At 42.6% G+C, this 15,646-nt stretch carries 16 protein-coding genes; 1 reads left to right on the top strand and 15 read right to left on the bottom strand.

Annotation, left to right across the window (positions count from 1 at the left end):
• Positions 1-48: 48 nt before the first annotated feature.
• Positions 49-531, bottom strand: coding sequence for a peptide deformylase (gene def, locus GO593_RS11155; protein ID WP_000117816.1), 483 nt, complete (start codon positions 529-531; stop codon positions 49-51).
• Between the two features lie 234 nt (positions 532-765).
• Between def and GO593_RS11150 the strand changes: the two genes are divergently transcribed.
• Positions 766-2,064: an MFS transporter gene (locus tag GO593_RS11150; RefSeq protein WP_000371868.1), complete on the top strand. Its 1,299-nt coding sequence runs from the start codon at positions 766-768 to the stop codon at positions 2,062-2,064.
• Between the two features lie 62 nt (positions 2,065-2,126).
• On the opposite strand, the gene GO593_RS11145 is transcribed toward GO593_RS11150, so the two are convergent.
• The 14 genes from GO593_RS11145 to GO593_RS11080 form a co-directional block, all read right to left on the bottom strand.
• Entirely contained in the window at positions 2,127-3,323 is a 1,197-nt protein-coding gene (locus tag GO593_RS11145; RefSeq protein WP_000753763.1) for a hypothetical protein, read from the bottom strand.
• Between the two features lie 155 nt (positions 3,324-3,478).
• A complete protein-coding gene (locus tag GO593_RS11140) occupies positions 3,479-5,119 on the bottom strand; it encodes a thiamine pyrophosphate-binding protein (RefSeq protein ID WP_000140223.1) in 1,641 nt (546 codons plus the stop codon).
• Between the two features lie 38 nt (positions 5,120-5,157).
• A complete protein-coding gene (locus GO593_RS11135) occupies positions 5,158-6,624 on the bottom strand; it encodes an aldehyde dehydrogenase (protein ID WP_001040549.1) in 1,467 nt (488 codons plus the stop codon).
• Between the two features lie 13 nt (positions 6,625-6,637).
• Entirely contained in the window at positions 6,638-7,429 is a 792-nt protein-coding gene (locus tag GO593_RS11130; protein WP_000735778.1) for an aspartate dehydrogenase, read from the bottom strand.
• 15 nt (positions 7,430-7,444) lie between these two features.
• On the bottom strand, positions 7,445-8,239 hold the full coding sequence (locus GO593_RS11125) for an SDR family oxidoreductase (RefSeq protein ID WP_000009975.1): 795 nt from the start codon (positions 8,237-8,239) through the stop codon (positions 7,445-7,447).
• Between the two features lie 15 nt (positions 8,240-8,254).
• Positions 8,255-9,079: an alpha/beta fold hydrolase gene (locus GO593_RS11120; protein ID WP_000988610.1), complete on the bottom strand. Its 825-nt coding sequence runs from the start codon at positions 9,077-9,079 to the stop codon at positions 8,255-8,257.
• 36 nt (positions 9,080-9,115) lie between these two features.
• Entirely contained in the window at positions 9,116-9,637 is a 522-nt protein-coding gene (locus GO593_RS11115; protein ID WP_000211626.1) for a cupin domain-containing protein, read from the bottom strand.
• Between the two features lie 23 nt (positions 9,638-9,660).
• Positions 9,661-10,884, bottom strand: a complete 1,224-nt coding sequence (locus GO593_RS11110; protein WP_000064049.1) for an MFS transporter — start codon at positions 10,882-10,884, stop codon at positions 9,661-9,663.
• Positions 10,885-10,926: 42 nt separating this feature from the next.
• Complete coding sequence (locus GO593_RS11105; RefSeq protein ID WP_000411880.1) at positions 10,927-12,138, bottom strand: NAD(P)/FAD-dependent oxidoreductase; 1,212 nt, start codon at positions 12,136-12,138, stop codon at positions 10,927-10,929.
• Between the two features lie 29 nt (positions 12,139-12,167).
• Positions 12,168-13,097 carry a VOC family protein gene (locus GO593_RS11100; protein WP_000627784.1) on the bottom strand — a complete coding sequence of 310 codons (930 nt, stop codon included), beginning with the start codon at positions 13,095-13,097 and terminating at the stop codon, positions 12,168-12,170.
• Positions 13,098-13,108: 11 nt separating this feature from the next.
• Complete coding sequence (locus tag GO593_RS11095; RefSeq protein ID WP_000024374.1) at positions 13,109-13,873, bottom strand: SDR family oxidoreductase; 765 nt, start codon at positions 13,871-13,873, stop codon at positions 13,109-13,111.
• Positions 13,866-14,933 (bottom strand): aromatic ring-hydroxylating oxygenase subunit alpha, encoded by a 1,068-nt coding sequence (locus tag GO593_RS11090; protein WP_000991783.1) that lies wholly within the window; start codon positions 14,931-14,933, stop codon positions 13,866-13,868. The genes GO593_RS11095 and GO593_RS11090 overlap by 8 nt, the downstream gene beginning before the upstream one ends.
• Positions 14,934-14,949: 16 nt before the next feature.
• On the bottom strand, positions 14,950-15,249 hold the full coding sequence (locus GO593_RS11085; protein WP_000847096.1) for a recombinase-like helix-turn-helix domain-containing protein: 300 nt from the start codon (positions 15,247-15,249) through the stop codon (positions 14,950-14,952).
• A gap of 27 nt (positions 15,250-15,276) precedes the next feature.
• On the bottom strand, positions 15,277-15,582 hold the full coding sequence (locus GO593_RS11080; protein ID WP_000118514.1) for a non-heme iron oxygenase ferredoxin subunit: 306 nt from the start codon (positions 15,580-15,582) through the stop codon (positions 15,277-15,279).
• Between the last annotated feature and the right edge of the window lie 64 nt (positions 15,583-15,646).

Here is a 15,646-nt window from a genome sequence, read left to right as displayed (position 1 = left end):
TATTTATTTCAAGGTCATTATAGGTTTTTCAAAACTTTAAACTGAAGATTAGCTTATTCTTTCTACAAACAAGATTCCATCTAAATGATCGACCTCGTGTTGAACAATACGAGCAGGAAAACCGTGAAAAATTGTTTCAACTGTTTCACCCTGAAGTGTTAAGTATTTCACCTTGACCATTTCTGCACGTTCAACTTGTCCACGCTCATCCGGTACACTTAAGCAGCCTTCTTCACCCAAACACATTTCACTCGAAAATTCTAAAATTTCTGGATTTACCATGACCACAGCATTCATTTCAGGCGCATCCGGATAACGTGGATTTGGTCGAGAAGCCACAATAATAACGCGTTTAGAGATATAAACTTGCGGTGCAGCAATCCCTACTCCATTGCGCTCAAGCATGGTTGCATGCATAGCATCAGCAAGCTGATAAAGCCAATTACTGTTTAACTCATTTGCCGAAACAGGAGCCGCAATTAGTTTTAAAATATCTTCACCACGCTTCGCGACAGGTAAAACCACACTCATCCTTTGAATCTCTTATTAAACTAGCTATGACAAGTTTTATTGTGTCGCTGAACGCCCCAAAAGAAAAGTCATTCCTACATCTGTTTTTGTTTTATCTAAAGTGTTTTTTGTTTTAAAGCTTTTTGATCTGCGTAAGTCCTATCGGCGTTACCCTATAGAACAAATTTCCTCCATTTACTTTTATTTCACTTTTCCATTAATATCCAAACTTCAATTACAACAATTAAGTAAAAAATGGATCAGGAATTAACTTTGCAGGACGCGAACTATCTTAATAAAGAAGATAAACGAACCCTTGCCCTTTCTTCATTGGGTGGAGCTTTAGAGTTTTACGATTTTGTGATTTATGTGTTTTACGCCAAGATCATTTCCGACCTCTTTTTCCCAAGTACGCTTAGTCCGTTTTGGGCCATGCTCAATACTTACGGCATTTTTGCAGCAGGTTATTTTTTTAGGCCCTTAGGCGGGGTTGTCATGGCCCATTTTGGTGATTTGGTGGGGCGTAAAAAACTATTTTCGCTTTCTATTTTGCTGATGGCGCTGCCTACCCTGTTTATCGGGATTTTGCCCACTTTTGAAAATATCGGATATTTGGCACCGCTACTTTTATTACTCATGCGTATGGTGCAAGGTATTGCAATTGGGGGGGAAATTCCAGCCGCGTGGACATTTGTGTCTGAACATGTACCTGAAAGAAAAATCGGACTGGCAAATGGTTTACTCACCGCTGGGCTGTCTTTAGGAATTTTACTAGGCGCACTGATGTCTCTATGGATTTCACTGAATTTTAGTGAAGGACAAATCCATGACTGGGCGTGGCGTATTCCTTTCATTGTGGGTGGTATTTTTGGACTCGTTGCACTTTATTTAAGAACGTATTTGAAAGAAACCCCTGTGTTTAAAGCCATGCAGGCCCGTAAAGAAATTTCTAAAGAAATGCCTGTAAAACAAGTCTTAAAAACGCATAAAACAGCCGTTGCAATTGGCATGTTATTTACATGGTTTTTAACGGGATGTGTGGTGGTGGTGATTTTAGCCATGCCAAATTTGTTGATTGGTTCATTTGGCTTTGAGCGCGCACAGACTTTTGAAATGCAAAGTGCAGCCATTGTCATGCAAATGGTGGGCTGTATTTTAGCAGGCTATTTTGCTGACCGTTTTGGCTGTGGCAAAGTCATGATGGTCGGTGCGCTTGCCGTGGCACTTACAGCGGCAGTTTTTTATAACAGTTTAGGTCATGCGGCACATTCAACTATTTTTGGTTTATATATGTTGTTAGGTCTATGCTCAGGTACTGTCGGCATGGTGTCGAGCAGTATGGTTAAAATGTTCCCCGCGCCTGTTCGCTTCTCGGGCATTTCATTTTCTTATAATTTATCGTATGCAATTGTTGGTGGTATGACGCTACCTTTAGTTCATTGGCTCAGCCAATATAGTGATATTGGTGCGATGTATTATATTTTCGCGCTAACCATTTTGGCCTTTGTAACTGCCTTTGTGTTTTGGAATAAGTTTGAAAAAAACAGGTATTAAAAATTTTCACTTATTAAATAAAAAACCACGCCGATTGCGTGGTTTTTTTAATACTACTTATTTTAGAAAGTAAACCCAATATTAAAGTTAATACGGTATAACCATTTATCACTATTTGGTGAAGTTGCAGAGGTATAACCCGTTGAGTTGGTTGCCCCACCAATAATGTTAGAGTTTTTACCCCACGTATAATCTGCCCAAACCATAAATGGTGAAGCAATAAACATCATCCCTGTGGTATTCATTTGCGAGTCGGACCAATCATCACGTTTTTTATCAAGGTAACTATAGTCATTATAAAACTTAATGGATTTTAGCTTACCCATATTGGTGACAGGCAACGTATAGGCAAGGTTTAAACTGGCAATCGTACCTTCCGAAGCAATGAAATAAGCAGGTGTAAGGCCGTTTGCTCCCATCAAAGTCATATCACTATTTACACCATCTGGATTTTTAGCATCGTACTGATAGTGAATGACCGAGCTTTGTAAATTAAAGCGTTTGTAGTTGTTTTCGGTGTGCAAACCGACTGCATAATATTTGCCGTCTTTATCGGTAATATCATTATGCAACTGAGCAATTGCACCCGATACACCAAACTCTTGTTTACCAAAATCAGTTTCTAACTTGCGAACAATACGGGTATTCACCTGATTGCGTTTTTCATTTTGATAGGCTTTTTGAGATGGAAATGCATTTCCAGCCAAGTCATCATAAGTTGCACTTTCAGGGGAATAACGCAAATTCGTCTCTAACATTTGTGGGTAATAACCCAGTTTTAAATCCCAATCTTTGTCGTGATAATTCCAGTTAATCCCCGGTGCAATATTGTTGCCATAACCTAAAAAGAATGGAATATGGTAAGTCCAACCATTTTGTGGATAGGGATAAATCGTAAAAGGCTTATAAACCAGACCTGCTTCAATGCTGTTATTGGCATCCAGGTTATAGCCAACATATGCTTTTTCAATAGACGTTTTCTGTTGGTCTTGAAACATATAACTGGCATTGATGTAGGCATCATCAAACTTTCCTTTGAGATCTACCCTGAAAATATCAAAATGGAGCTTACCAAAACCACGGTTTGGCCCTTCCCAATCTTCATAGCGTTGATTTAACCGAACCACCCCACCTAACTTTAATGAGTCGGTGCCATCATCACTTTTCCATTCAAGCAATGAATCTTTTGCAAATGCATTGACGCTTACCCCCAGCGTAAGCGGTGCAATGAATGCCATGATCAATGAAGTCTTTTTCATCTCTACATCCTTGATTGAGTTCCAGCATCCTGCTGGAACTTTATTTGTTTTACCTGTAAAACTTCATTTTTATTGTTTTTTAGACAAAAAAAATTATCTAAAAAAAGGATGGCTTAGCAGCTCCCATCGCATATGTACTAAACCATCCAAACTGGTTAATACAGTTTCTTTTGCGGTGGACCCGCGAAGTTTAATGGTCCAATCGAGTTCATATCGAGCTCGATCACGGTTGGCCCTTCAAAAGCGACAGCCTCTTGAATAACCGTTTTAAACTCATCTGCACTACCGACTTTCCAGCTTTTCACACCCATTGATTCGCCAAGGAGTTTGTAGTCTGGTGTATGCAATTCATTGAAATACTGGCGGCCACCAAAGTAGTTATTTTGAATGCCACGCATTACGCCATAACCACCGTCATTCATAATCATTAGGACCATATTAGTGTTTTCTTGCACCATAGTTGCAATCTCACCAATACCAAGCATTAAGCCGCCATCACCGACTAAACCAATTACTTTTTTGTCAGGGTTAGCAATCGAAGCACCGATTGCTGTTGCAAGGCCTAAACCAATTGCACCCGCAAGCGAGTGGATGTTTTGGTTTGGCGCTTGTACCGGGAATAAACGACTGCCCCATGTACTACCCGACATGGTGATGTCACGTACAAAAATGCCGTCTTGAGGTAAAGCTGCACGTAAGTGATCACAAATTAAAGCGTATTGGTCGATTTGTTTACGCAGTGCATCAATCGCAGCTTGTTTAGCAGCTACTACAGCAGCATCGTAATCGGCATCAACTTTTGAAGTTCCTTGAAGCTGTTCTAACACACGTGTTAAGACATCTTTAGCATCGCCACAAATGAAGTTGCGGATTTTGTAATTACGTTGCTGAGCTACTGGGTTTGCATCTACCTGAATAATATTTTCAGGGAATTCAACCGAATAAGTTTTTGTTTCATTACTACGTAAACGAGAACCCACTACCACCATCAGGTCAGCATCTTTTAATAATTGCTCAACACCTGCCGAGTTATGGAAAGCACCTAAGCTACGTGGATGGTCATCTGGCAACACCCCACGAGCATGAGTCGATGAAACAACTGGAATACCTAAATCTGCAATTGCTTTAACTTCGGCAATGCTATTTAAAGTTCCACCACCAATCCAGAAAATCGGGCGTTTTGCTTTTTTGATCTCGCTTACAAGAAGATCAATTTCAGCTTGCTCTGCCTGTGGCAACTCAAGTGCTTTCACTGGCCCAAGATTAAGTGGCAAATCAATCTCTGCTGCTTGTACATCAATGGGTAGCTCAACACTTACCGGTCCCATTGGAACTGTGGTTGCTACACGGATTGCTTCACGTATTACACCAACAGCATTGTCTGGACTGGTAATACGGAACGCCGCTTTGCTCGATGCACGCAAGAATGTAAGTTGGTCTTTGGTTTCATGAATGAAACTCGCATCACGGTCGAGATATTCACGCTCAACTTGACCCGTTAAATGCAATACAGGGCTACCCGCATTCATTGCTTCAATCAGTGAACCTACCGCATTACCTGCACCAGCACCCGTACTGGTTAACGCTACACCTAGGCCTTTAAAGCGTGAGTGTGCATCTGCCATGGTGACCGCACCCGCTTCACCACGGGCTGCAACAAAACGCATTTTTTCACGGCGCCCTACCGCATCGGCAATAGGTAAATTGTGGATGGAAATAACACCATAAATACTATCAACTTGGTGCGCTTCTAAAACTCTTGCAATTGCTTCGCCTACATTTACACGTTCAGTCATGTCTATTCCTCAAAATTTGTTTTCAGTCCTTGAATTTATTAATCGCACCAAGGGTTAGGCTGTTCATTCAGCCCCATATAAATACTCTTTTGTTGCATGTACGATAAAATGCCCAAACGGCCTTTTTCGCGCCCGATACCACTGTCTTTAAAGCCACCAAATGGCGCACTAATCGAGAATTTTTTGTAGGTATTAATCCATACCGTTCCAACTTCTAACGCACGTGCAATACGCCAAGCTTTACGGTAGCTTTCAGTCCAGATACCTGCGGCAAGACCAAAACAACTGTCATTGGCTTGGGCAATTAAATCTTGCTCATTGTCATATTTCATAACGACTAAAACAGGGCCAAAAATTTCTTCCTGACAGGTTTGAGCACTGTTATTTAAGCCCGTAATAATCGTTGGTAAGTAATAGCTTCCTTTGGCATAGTCACCAGTCGTAAGTGCTTCACCACCAATCAGAACTTGACCACCTTCGCTTTTAGCAAGCTGCACATAGCGGTCGACGGACTGCAAATGTTTGTCATTGACCAATGGCCCTAAATGCACACCCGCCTGTTCTGGATGGCCCACACGTAAGCCTTTGGTGATTTCAACCAAACGCGTTAAAAACTGATCGTAAAGACTGCTATGAATAAACAAGCGAGAACCTGCGATACACGCTTGGCCTGCCGAGCTAAAAATACCGTACGCCACACCTTTAGCCGCCAGTTCGACATCTGCATCCGGTAAAACGATGGTTGGTGACTTACCACCTAACTCAAGCGAAGTGGTAATGAGTTTATCTGCGGCAATATGTGCCAAATGACGACCCGTGGTTGTTCCACCTGTAAAAGAAATTTTACGAACCAATGGGTGCTGAGCAATTGCGTCACCAATGATAGAACCACGCCCCACTAACACACTAAGTAAGCCTTTTGGTAAACCAGCCTCTTCAAAAATTTTGGCAAGCTCTAAAGCAATCAGTGAAGTTGCTTCTGCTGGTTTTAACACTACGGCATTTCCTGCTGCCAAAGCAGGAGCAAGCTTTTGAACTTCACTCGCAATTGGAGAGTTCCAAGGGGTAATAGCTGCTACAACACCTACAGGTTCATGCACACTCATGGTCATAAAGTCTGGAGCACGCTGAGTGGTGAGCTCATCGTTTAGCGTTTCACAAGCCGCCGCAACATAACGCGCAGTTGCCGCCGCGCTCATCACTAAACCACGAGTTTCGGTTAAAGGCTTACCATTATCGCGGGTTTGTAGTTTCGCTAATTCATCTACACGCGCTTCAATAATGTCTGCAACTTTGTAGAGAATACGTGCGCGCTCATGCGGCAAGCTGTTTCTCCAGCTCGGTTGACGCCAAGCCTGATCTGCTTTTTCAATTGCCTCATTTACATCTTCAAGCGTTGCTGTTGAAAGCTCAGCGTTTACCGACTGATCTGCCGGAAACAGGCTTTGAATGACTGCACCACGGCCTAATCGCCATTCACCCGCAATATAAATTTCCTTTGCCATGATCAAATCCTTCTTAAATCTGTATTGCTTCTACACTGTTGCGACAAGCACGAATCACGCTAAGCGCAGCCAAAGTTGATGTTTTCGGGTTACTTGGCAGCGGCACACCCACCAGTTCAATGGTCATTTGTCCAAAGCCACCTTCTGCCACAATGGTGTGTTTGTTTTTGTTGATAGTTGGATCAACAGTTAACTCAACCATGGTTTCATCCATTCCAAGCCCTGCAAGTGCAATCGTTGCTGCAACGTTGGCATTGGCCGGAAATTTCATGGCAGCTTCACGGGCAGTTCCAGTAAAAAAGACCGTAGGTTCTGAAACATGGTCTAAATCGACCAATTGCTCTGCATAACTACCCTTCCAGCTTTTTGGACTTTTACAGCCTTTATAAGTGACCTTTTGCAAGCCACCTTCTTTAGCAGCAGAAATACCGTCAATGCCTGCGATAGCCCCTGCCAGTAAATGCAGATGGGCATCATTTTTTTCGGCAGTTTGCTTAAGCTGAACCAAAAATTCACTATCAGCTAAAGTACCCACCGAAATCAGACCAATGGTCCAGCCTTTCGCTAAAACTTTTTGAGCATGCTCTTTCACTGCTGCTTGACCTGCCACCTCAATGACATAGTCTGGTGTACCATCACATTGCTCAATATCTGAAATCACTTGAATGTCAGAAGAGACTTGTGACTGCACTTTTTCAATGCTGCGAGATGGCACTACAATCCACTTGAGTTGCAGATCTTGAGGCAAGTGGGCATACACTTCTGCTGCCATTGCGCCAAAACCAATCATCATCAACTTTTTCATGACAGCACCTGATATTTATAAATGTTTGTTAAAACCACCTGAGACATCTATTGCCGAACCTGTGGTGTAAGATGCCAATGGTGATGCCAAGAAAACTAAAGCACGTGCTGGCTCTTCCGGACGGCCTAAACGCTGCATAGGAATGCCACGATTTTTTGCAATATTGCCTGTCCACTCTTTCCATGACAGATTTAAATCTGAACGGGTTTCATAACGGCGTTTCCACTGCGCAGATTCGACCATTCCGAGTAAAATCGAGTTCACACGAACGCCATATTGAGTAAACTCATGCGCCAACGAATGGGTTAAATTCAACAGTGCAGCGCGTGCAGATGAAGTCGCAATCATGTGTGGTTCCGGTTGCAATGCCAGTAACGAATTCACATTAGTAATTGAGGCATTTGCCGACTGTTTTAAGTCGTCAAGAAAAGCCCGTACCGGATGTAAAACACTGAAATATTTCAGCTCAATCTCTTTCATCCAGTCTTCATCTTGCGTATTTTCAAAATTTGAAACACGGCCTTGTCCAGCATTGTTAATAAGCATGTCCACATTGCCCAAATTGAGTTTGACCTCTTTGGCAAATTGCTGAACTTCTTCTTTTTTCAAAACATTACATGCTTTGGTAAAAATATTGGCATGTGGAAATTTTTCTAAAATATAGTGCTTAGAAGCATTTAAACGTTCTTCATCGCGACCACACCAAGCAACTTTTGCACCCTCTGCAACTAGTATTTCAACAGCAGCCAGCCCAATCCCAGATGAGCCACCGGTAACAACTGCAACTTTTCCTTCAACTTGGAAGCTCATAATCCTTAATCTCTCTTACGATTGTTCCTGAATCGTCAACATAATTTGGTTAAATGCTTGCGGTTGGTCGACATAACTTAAATGTCCTGCATCTTCTATGACGAAGCGCTGTTCCAACTGCAATTCCTGAGCAAGCTCTTGTATACCTAACGCAGGAGTGATTTGATCTTGCTGCCCTGCAATGACTGTGCATGGGACTTTTAAATCGGTTAAATAATTACGTATTTCGTCATATGCCAGTAAGTACGATGCATGTGTGAAACCTTGTAAGGTCAACTGCTGCATCACTTCTGAAACTAAAGCTAAGGCTTGTGGCTCTTGTCTATAAATCAAATGAGGTCCACGACTTTGGGCCATTCCTTTAGCACCGAGTTCTTTCAACATTTTTGGTCTTTTTTCAAAAACCTGAATTTGTGTCTGTTCATCGTGGCGTTGGTAGCCTTGCGCCAAGTTAGCGACCACCAAGTGTTTCACTCGCTCTGGGTAAAGTGCAGCAAATGCACTGCCCTGTAAGGCACCTAAGGAGTGTCCCACTACAATTGCTTTTTCAATTTTTAAAGCATCGAACAACCCTGCCAAACGCTTTGCATAGTCGGTCGCATTCGGTTGATCCGTTAAAAGTTCAGCTGATTTGCCATAGCCCGGTGCGTCCCAGGCAATGACATGAAAATGATGAGACAGCACTTCAAGTTGGTTTACCCATGAAGCAGAACCGGAACTAATGCCATGCAACAGCACAAGGTATTCGCCCTGACCAGCTTCCCGATAGGCTTGTTGCTGGCCTTGAACATTGACCGTTTTCACCGGAAATTCTGCTAACTTTTCAATGAGTGTCATCATTTTTAATTCTTTCCTTTCATTCACTTCATCAAACAATTAACGTTTGATTTGAGACAATGGATGCTCTGGTGGATAGTTAGGAATTGTTGGTTTACCTGTTCCCAACATCACGCACATCAAGGCATCTTCTTGACCTGGGTTAAATAAACCACGGTAGATACCCGGTGGAATTGAAATCAGGTCACGCTCTTTTAAGCGGGTCTGGAATTTCTCGCCGTTATGCTCAATAAACAAATCAATTTCGCCGCGGAGCATAAAGAAAACTTCTTCAACGTCGTGGTGAATGTGCAAAGGACCTTCACACTGTGGTGGTAGCACCATAGTCGAAAACGTAAAGTTCTCTGCAGGTACAGTATTGCTGTCATTTGCAACACCAGTTGCACCCGTACCCATATAGCGCATTTGAGCACGGCGATATTTCGGGTCGTAATCGGCTTGGAACTTCAAAGCCTCAAAGTCATATTTACGAGTCTCAAAGCGAGCAATACGTGTGTTTAACCAATCTTCTAAAGAAGCGCCTTCCGGCTGTTTCCACGATTCGAATTGTTGTGTAGTCATTTTTTAAACTCCTATACAGTGAATTAATAACGTTTTAAAAGAGGAACCAAGAACAACGACCCAATGACAGCGACTGCAGCCAAGAAGGTAATTCCCAAATTAAAACTATGTGTTTGCATCACGATGTAACCGATCAGTACAGGTGCAATTGCACTTGCAAAATTGCCTAAACCGTTAAATATTCCACCCGCTGTCGCACCTACATTTGAGGTGGTTACTCGGGCAAGCAGAGCAAATACCGCAGCTACTCCAAAGCCCCACGCCATAGCACTTAAAGACATAGCAGCAATAATCAATAATGGCTCAGTCATAATGACCATCACATACATGAAGATGCCCGCGAGTAATAAACCGCTAAATACTTGAATTGCGCGTCGGCCTAATTTGTCAGATAAAAACGCACCAACCACTTCGCCAATTAACATGGCAATGAATGGAAAGCTTGAATACACCCCAAACTCCTTGAGGTTGAATCCTTTGTCTTGCATGAGATAAGAAGGAACCCAACTGTTTAGGCCCCACAAATAAGTCATTAAGGCAATATTGAATAAGCACACCAACCAGAACGCGCTATTGCTCACAAGTACTTTGGTGTTGGCGATATGGCCTTTGAAGTTAGTACGTTTACTTTCACCTTCAAGCTCAACAGTTTTCTTGAGTTGCAAGTTACGCAGACCAAAAACAATGCTTAAAATTGCAATGAGTGTGAGCGCAGCCATCACAAAAAAAGTGGTGTGCCAGTCGTGGTGTGCCAGAACGGCTGCCGTAATTGGGAACCCAAGGAATGCACCAATCGGTGTACCCAGTAAGAACATGGTTGAGGCACGTGCCTGCTGACGGTCTGTATAAGTCTGCTTAACAATGGTATATGCCAAAGCAAATAGCGGACCTTCTGCCAAACCGAGTAGAACCCGTAAAATCAACATGCCTGAGTAGCTGGTGGTAAAGCCCATGCAAAGCATGAGTAAACCCCAAGAAGTCACACTCCAGAACAGCATTTTCTTTGGGTTAAAAATGTCGCCTAAAAAGCTTAGAAAGACTGATGAAAAACCATAAGCAAGTAAAAAACTTGTCATGAGCCATCCGAGCTTGGCTTTATCTTCAGCAATTCCCATCGAGCTTTGAAAATGTGGGTCTGAAAATAAAACCGCAATACTGATCTTGTCGAAAAATGCCAGTACTACACACACCATAAGGACAAAAGCAGGTACCCAATGCTTTAATCCACTTTTTTCTTCATTACTCATGTGTCATTCCTTCGATTTGGTAATGAGAACCAGATTTAATGTTTACGGTTTTAACTTCATGACATTAAATTCAGCATCTGCTAATAATTTTGGATCTAAAACGGTATTGGCTTGCATCCAACGCTTTGCCAGCTTGATTAACTTCGAGTCATTAATGGCAATCATATTCAGCAAGCGATTTTCATGGTCCAGATATAAATAGCTCACCTGATCTTCACCACTTTGGCGAATCACCACTTCTTTGGTTTTTTCAGGTTGATACGTACCTAAAATCTGGATATTAAAGTGATATTGATCAGACCAAAGCCAAGGAATATCGGTATATTCAGTTTCAATTCCAAGCATTGATTTCGCAGCTGCAATCGCCTGATTTTGTGCATTTGCCCAAGACTGAATGCAATAGCCCAAGCCCGGATGAATCGCGACATCACCTGCGGCATAAATGTCTTGATCCGAGGTTTGTCCAAAACAATTCACTACAATGCCATCTTTCACATCGAGCCCAGCGTGCACGCCTAACTCTTTCGCAATTTCGGCACCTGCACCCACTACAACACAATCAAATAACTGGCTATGTTGAGGATGGTTCACCACTTCAACTTTTTGATCTGGTGCTTCCACTAAGTGAAGGCTCTTGCTGTCTAAATGAATTTTTGTGCCTTGAGCCTCATGCATATTTTTTAAAAATGCAGAAACTTCCGGACTCACACTTCTTGCACATAAGCGGTCGCCATATTCAAAAATATGAACATCTTTCCCTTGCTTACGTGCAGTTGCAGCGATTTCCAAACCAATCCAGCCACCGCCAATCACAGCAACATTTTTTGCATTCTTTAAAATTTCAGCCAGACGTTCACAGTCACGCACATTTCGTAAAGTCACAACATTAGGAATGAACTGCCATGTATTAACGGGTACACGGGCACGGCTTCCTGTTGCAATCAGCAATTTGTCATAGGGTAAAACCTGTCCACTTTCTAAATGAACCTGCTTTTGCTCGCGATCGACTTTTGTTGCAATTTCCGGTTTGTGCCATTGAATGTTGAACTCTTGAACCTGTTCTGGGGAGAACAGATTCAAACTTTCATAACTTGCTTCTTTTGAAAGTACTTGCTTAGACAGAGGTGGACGCTCATAAAACACCTGATCTTCATTTGAGACCACATGAATTTCACCCACATATCCATTTTGACGTAAGGTACTAACTGCCCAACCTGCAGCCTGCCCCGCCCCTACAATTACAATCTTTTCCATAGCCTTTCTTCCTTGTAAAGCAATGCCTGTTACACAGGCTTTACCTGACGGCGGGTTTTGTCATCAAGACCACCTTCAATCGCCCACTCGGTGAAAAGCTCTAGACGATGTTCTTCTACACGTGGCTGCCATTCTTCGGTCAAATAATCATCGTTGGTGTAATATTCAAATGCACCACCCAATGGTGAGTTGACGTACCAGAAATAAGCAGAAGAAATTGGATGACGTCCCGGTCCAATAAAGGTTGACCACTCTGAACGGTTCATATGTAAACCGCCTCCAATCACCTCATGAATATCACGAACAACAAATGCAACGTGATTTAGGCCCGCAGGTTTATTTGGAACGCTAAGTAAGAATAAATCGTGGTGATAACCTTCACCGCGGCAACGTAAGAATGCACCGCGATTTTTGTAAGCATCAGATAAATGAAAGCCTACTTTTTCAATATAGAAGTTTTCAGTAGTTGCTAAATCCGGTGTGAAAAACACCACATGTCCAATCGCAACAGGTTGACCTTTTTCATAAACAGGACTTGCTGCATTAACACGCTGAATATTGCCGTATTGGTTAATACCTTCCGTTTTAAGTTCTGGTACTTCTTTTACAAAACTTTGTTCAAAACGAATGGTCATGCCATTTGGGTCAAGACACTGAACTGTATTTTCAGTACGTTTAAAACCGTCTACATCGGCCAAACGAGCTGCCAAGTCTTCAAGGTCTTGAAGACTATCAACACCCCAAGTGACTTCACGTAAAGTTGAACCTTGCTCAATAGCAGGCGGCAAACGGTTATCATCACAATTAAATAGATAAATCTTGCTGCCGTTTTGAGTCTGGTATAAATCTGCGCCTTCAATATCCGAAGTACTTTGGCTTAAACCAAAATCTGCCAAAAACTTGTTTGAAGCGGCTCTATCTTCAACTCCAAACTTTAAAATCTCGATCCCTGTAATCATTTGACTACTCCTTAGTTAAAGACAAAACCGCCATTGACCGGAATATTTTGACCTGTCACAAAAGAGGACAAATCCGACAGTAGATACAATGCTGTTCCATTTAAATCTTGTGGAAGTTGCTGGCGTTGAATCGCTCTTCCGTTGACATATAAATCATGACGTTCCTGTGGCACATACTCGGTTGCTTCAACCAGTGTCAGCCCCGGAGACAATGTGTTGACACAAATATTGAACTGCCCCAACTCTCTTGCCATTGAACGCGTCATGGCAACAATTGCACCTTTACTTGCCACATAAGCCATCAAGTTCGGTGCGCCCCAAAGTGCTGTATCGGAAGCAACATTAATAATTTTGCCAGCAGCCGATTGTTTTAAATGTGGAATACACGCTTTTGTAATTAACCATGTGCCTTTTACATTAATATTCATGACCCGATCCCAAAGTTCAGGATCATAATCAATCATATTTTTTCCACCGACATTGGTCGCCAGTGCCGCACAGTTCACAAGTCCGTCTAGTCCTTGTAATACTTCCACGCTTTTTGCAACCGCATTTTCAATAGAGTCTGCATTGGCAAGGTCAACGGTGACAGCATGAACGTTTAGCCCTTGTTGCTGTAACGCTTGGGCTTCTTGTTGCACCAAGTCAGACAAAATATCTGCCATCACAACTTCAGCGCCTGCCTCAGCAATGGCTTGAGCAAAATCTCGACCTAAACCACGTGCAGCACCAGTCACTAAAACTTTTTTGCCTTGCAACAACGCTACATTAGCCATGAGCTTCTTCCTGCATCTCAATACGGTTTGATGCATTTAGTGCAGCAATTTTCTTTAATTGCTTCTCAGCTTCTTTCTTCATTAAACGGCGTAATCGTGCAAGTCCAACATCGTGTTGATATAAGAATTCTCGTGCACGTGCATTTGGCGCAAGGTTTTCTAAAATAATGCGGTCTTGTTCCAATACATCCCAATGCAATTGTTCTAAATGATTACGATATAAGAAGCGCCATACATTACGTTGCCAACCACTCACCTTACGGCAGCGCCAGAAAAATACACGGGTATTGTTGGCATCAATTGGCGTTGCGTAACCCACAATCCAGAATTCACCACCCGGACCAAACTGTTTACGGTAAGGAATTGAAAGACGTAACCAACTTGCACCAGTCGAACCATATTCAACCCAGTCAAAGTTCACACCTGTTTGACCTTCTTTTTCAAAAACAAAACCATTTTCAGTTGTGCGGTGTTTCATCTCTGCGGTACGTTCGCCTTCTGCCATTGAATGTGAAGTACAGTGCAAATATGTACCGTGCATTGGGTCCATGACGTTATCAATGGCATATTGATGGTTTACTTTCCAGTCTGCTTGGCAAAGGAATGAACTCCACTCTTCGCTTGCCAGTTGTTCTGGGAACTCAAGCGGTGCGGGTTGTTCATTTGCATCGATACCAAACCAGATGAAGATTGCACCATGCTGTTCAATGACCGGATAGCTTTTTAAACACTTGGTTCCAGTCATTGGACATTCATGAACGGCTGGCACATCAGCAACCACACCATCAGCACGAACTTCAACACCGTGATACCAGCAAGCAACTCGATCACCCAAGTTCCAGCCGAGTGAAAGACGAGCACCGCGGTGTGGGCAGCGATCTTCAAGCGCATGTACCTGACCTTCGGCATCACGCCAAACCACAATGTTTTCACCTAAACGGGTAATCCCAACCGGATTAGCAGCGACTTCCCAACTTGCTAAAACCGGATGCCATTGGTCACGTAAACCAAGTTCTAAATATTCTTCAGCGCTTTGTGAAGTTGATACGATTGCGTTCATTTTATTCTTCCCTGAATCAATAACCTAAACGTTGCATTTCTTCTGTAAAGCTCTCAGAAGTCCATTCATCACCAGATTCACAGCGGAAACCCTGTTGATTAAGTGCAGAAACAACCTCATCTAATTCTGTTGCGCCCGCAGAAAATGCCTGAATCAAGTTCTTTACAAAGTCTTGTTCGTAGAGAGTCGGTTCTTTATAACGTGTTTGCCAAACCAACAATTCAGATTGACCTGGAACTTGAATATTGTTGATACCTGCTTCGGTTGCCGGCGTTGCATGAATCCAGCTTGCCAACTTTTCATTAAATGTCTTCATTGTTCTGCTTCCTTGTACATGTGAGGACTAGAGTTGAATTTGAATATCCTGTCCTTCAACACGAACTGGGTACGTACATAGGTTTCTACACCCGGGTCCACTTTTTAGCTCACCTGTCTGAATGTCAAAAATTGCTTCGTGCAATGGACATTCAACAGTCTGATCTTCGATAAATCCTTCCGTTAATAAGGCATACGCATGAGGGCAAACATTTTCGATAGCGAAGTAATTTTCATCGACAAAAAAAACACCAATTTTTTTCCCTTCAACTTCGACGGCTTTCGGCTCATCTTCGCTAACGTCACCCTGCTGACAAACTGAGATCCAACTCATACCTTGCGTCCTCATTTTGTTTTATATACAAAACATAATTTGATTTTCAAAACACAAGCTAAGC

The sequence above is a fragment of the Acinetobacter baumannii genome (genome assembly GCF_009759685.1).
Lineage (GTDB): Bacteria > Pseudomonadota > Gammaproteobacteria > Pseudomonadales > Moraxellaceae > Acinetobacter > Acinetobacter baumannii.
The sequence above is the reverse complement of the archived record's forward strand: the minus strand, read 5'-3'. Positions and strand labels throughout refer to the sequence as shown.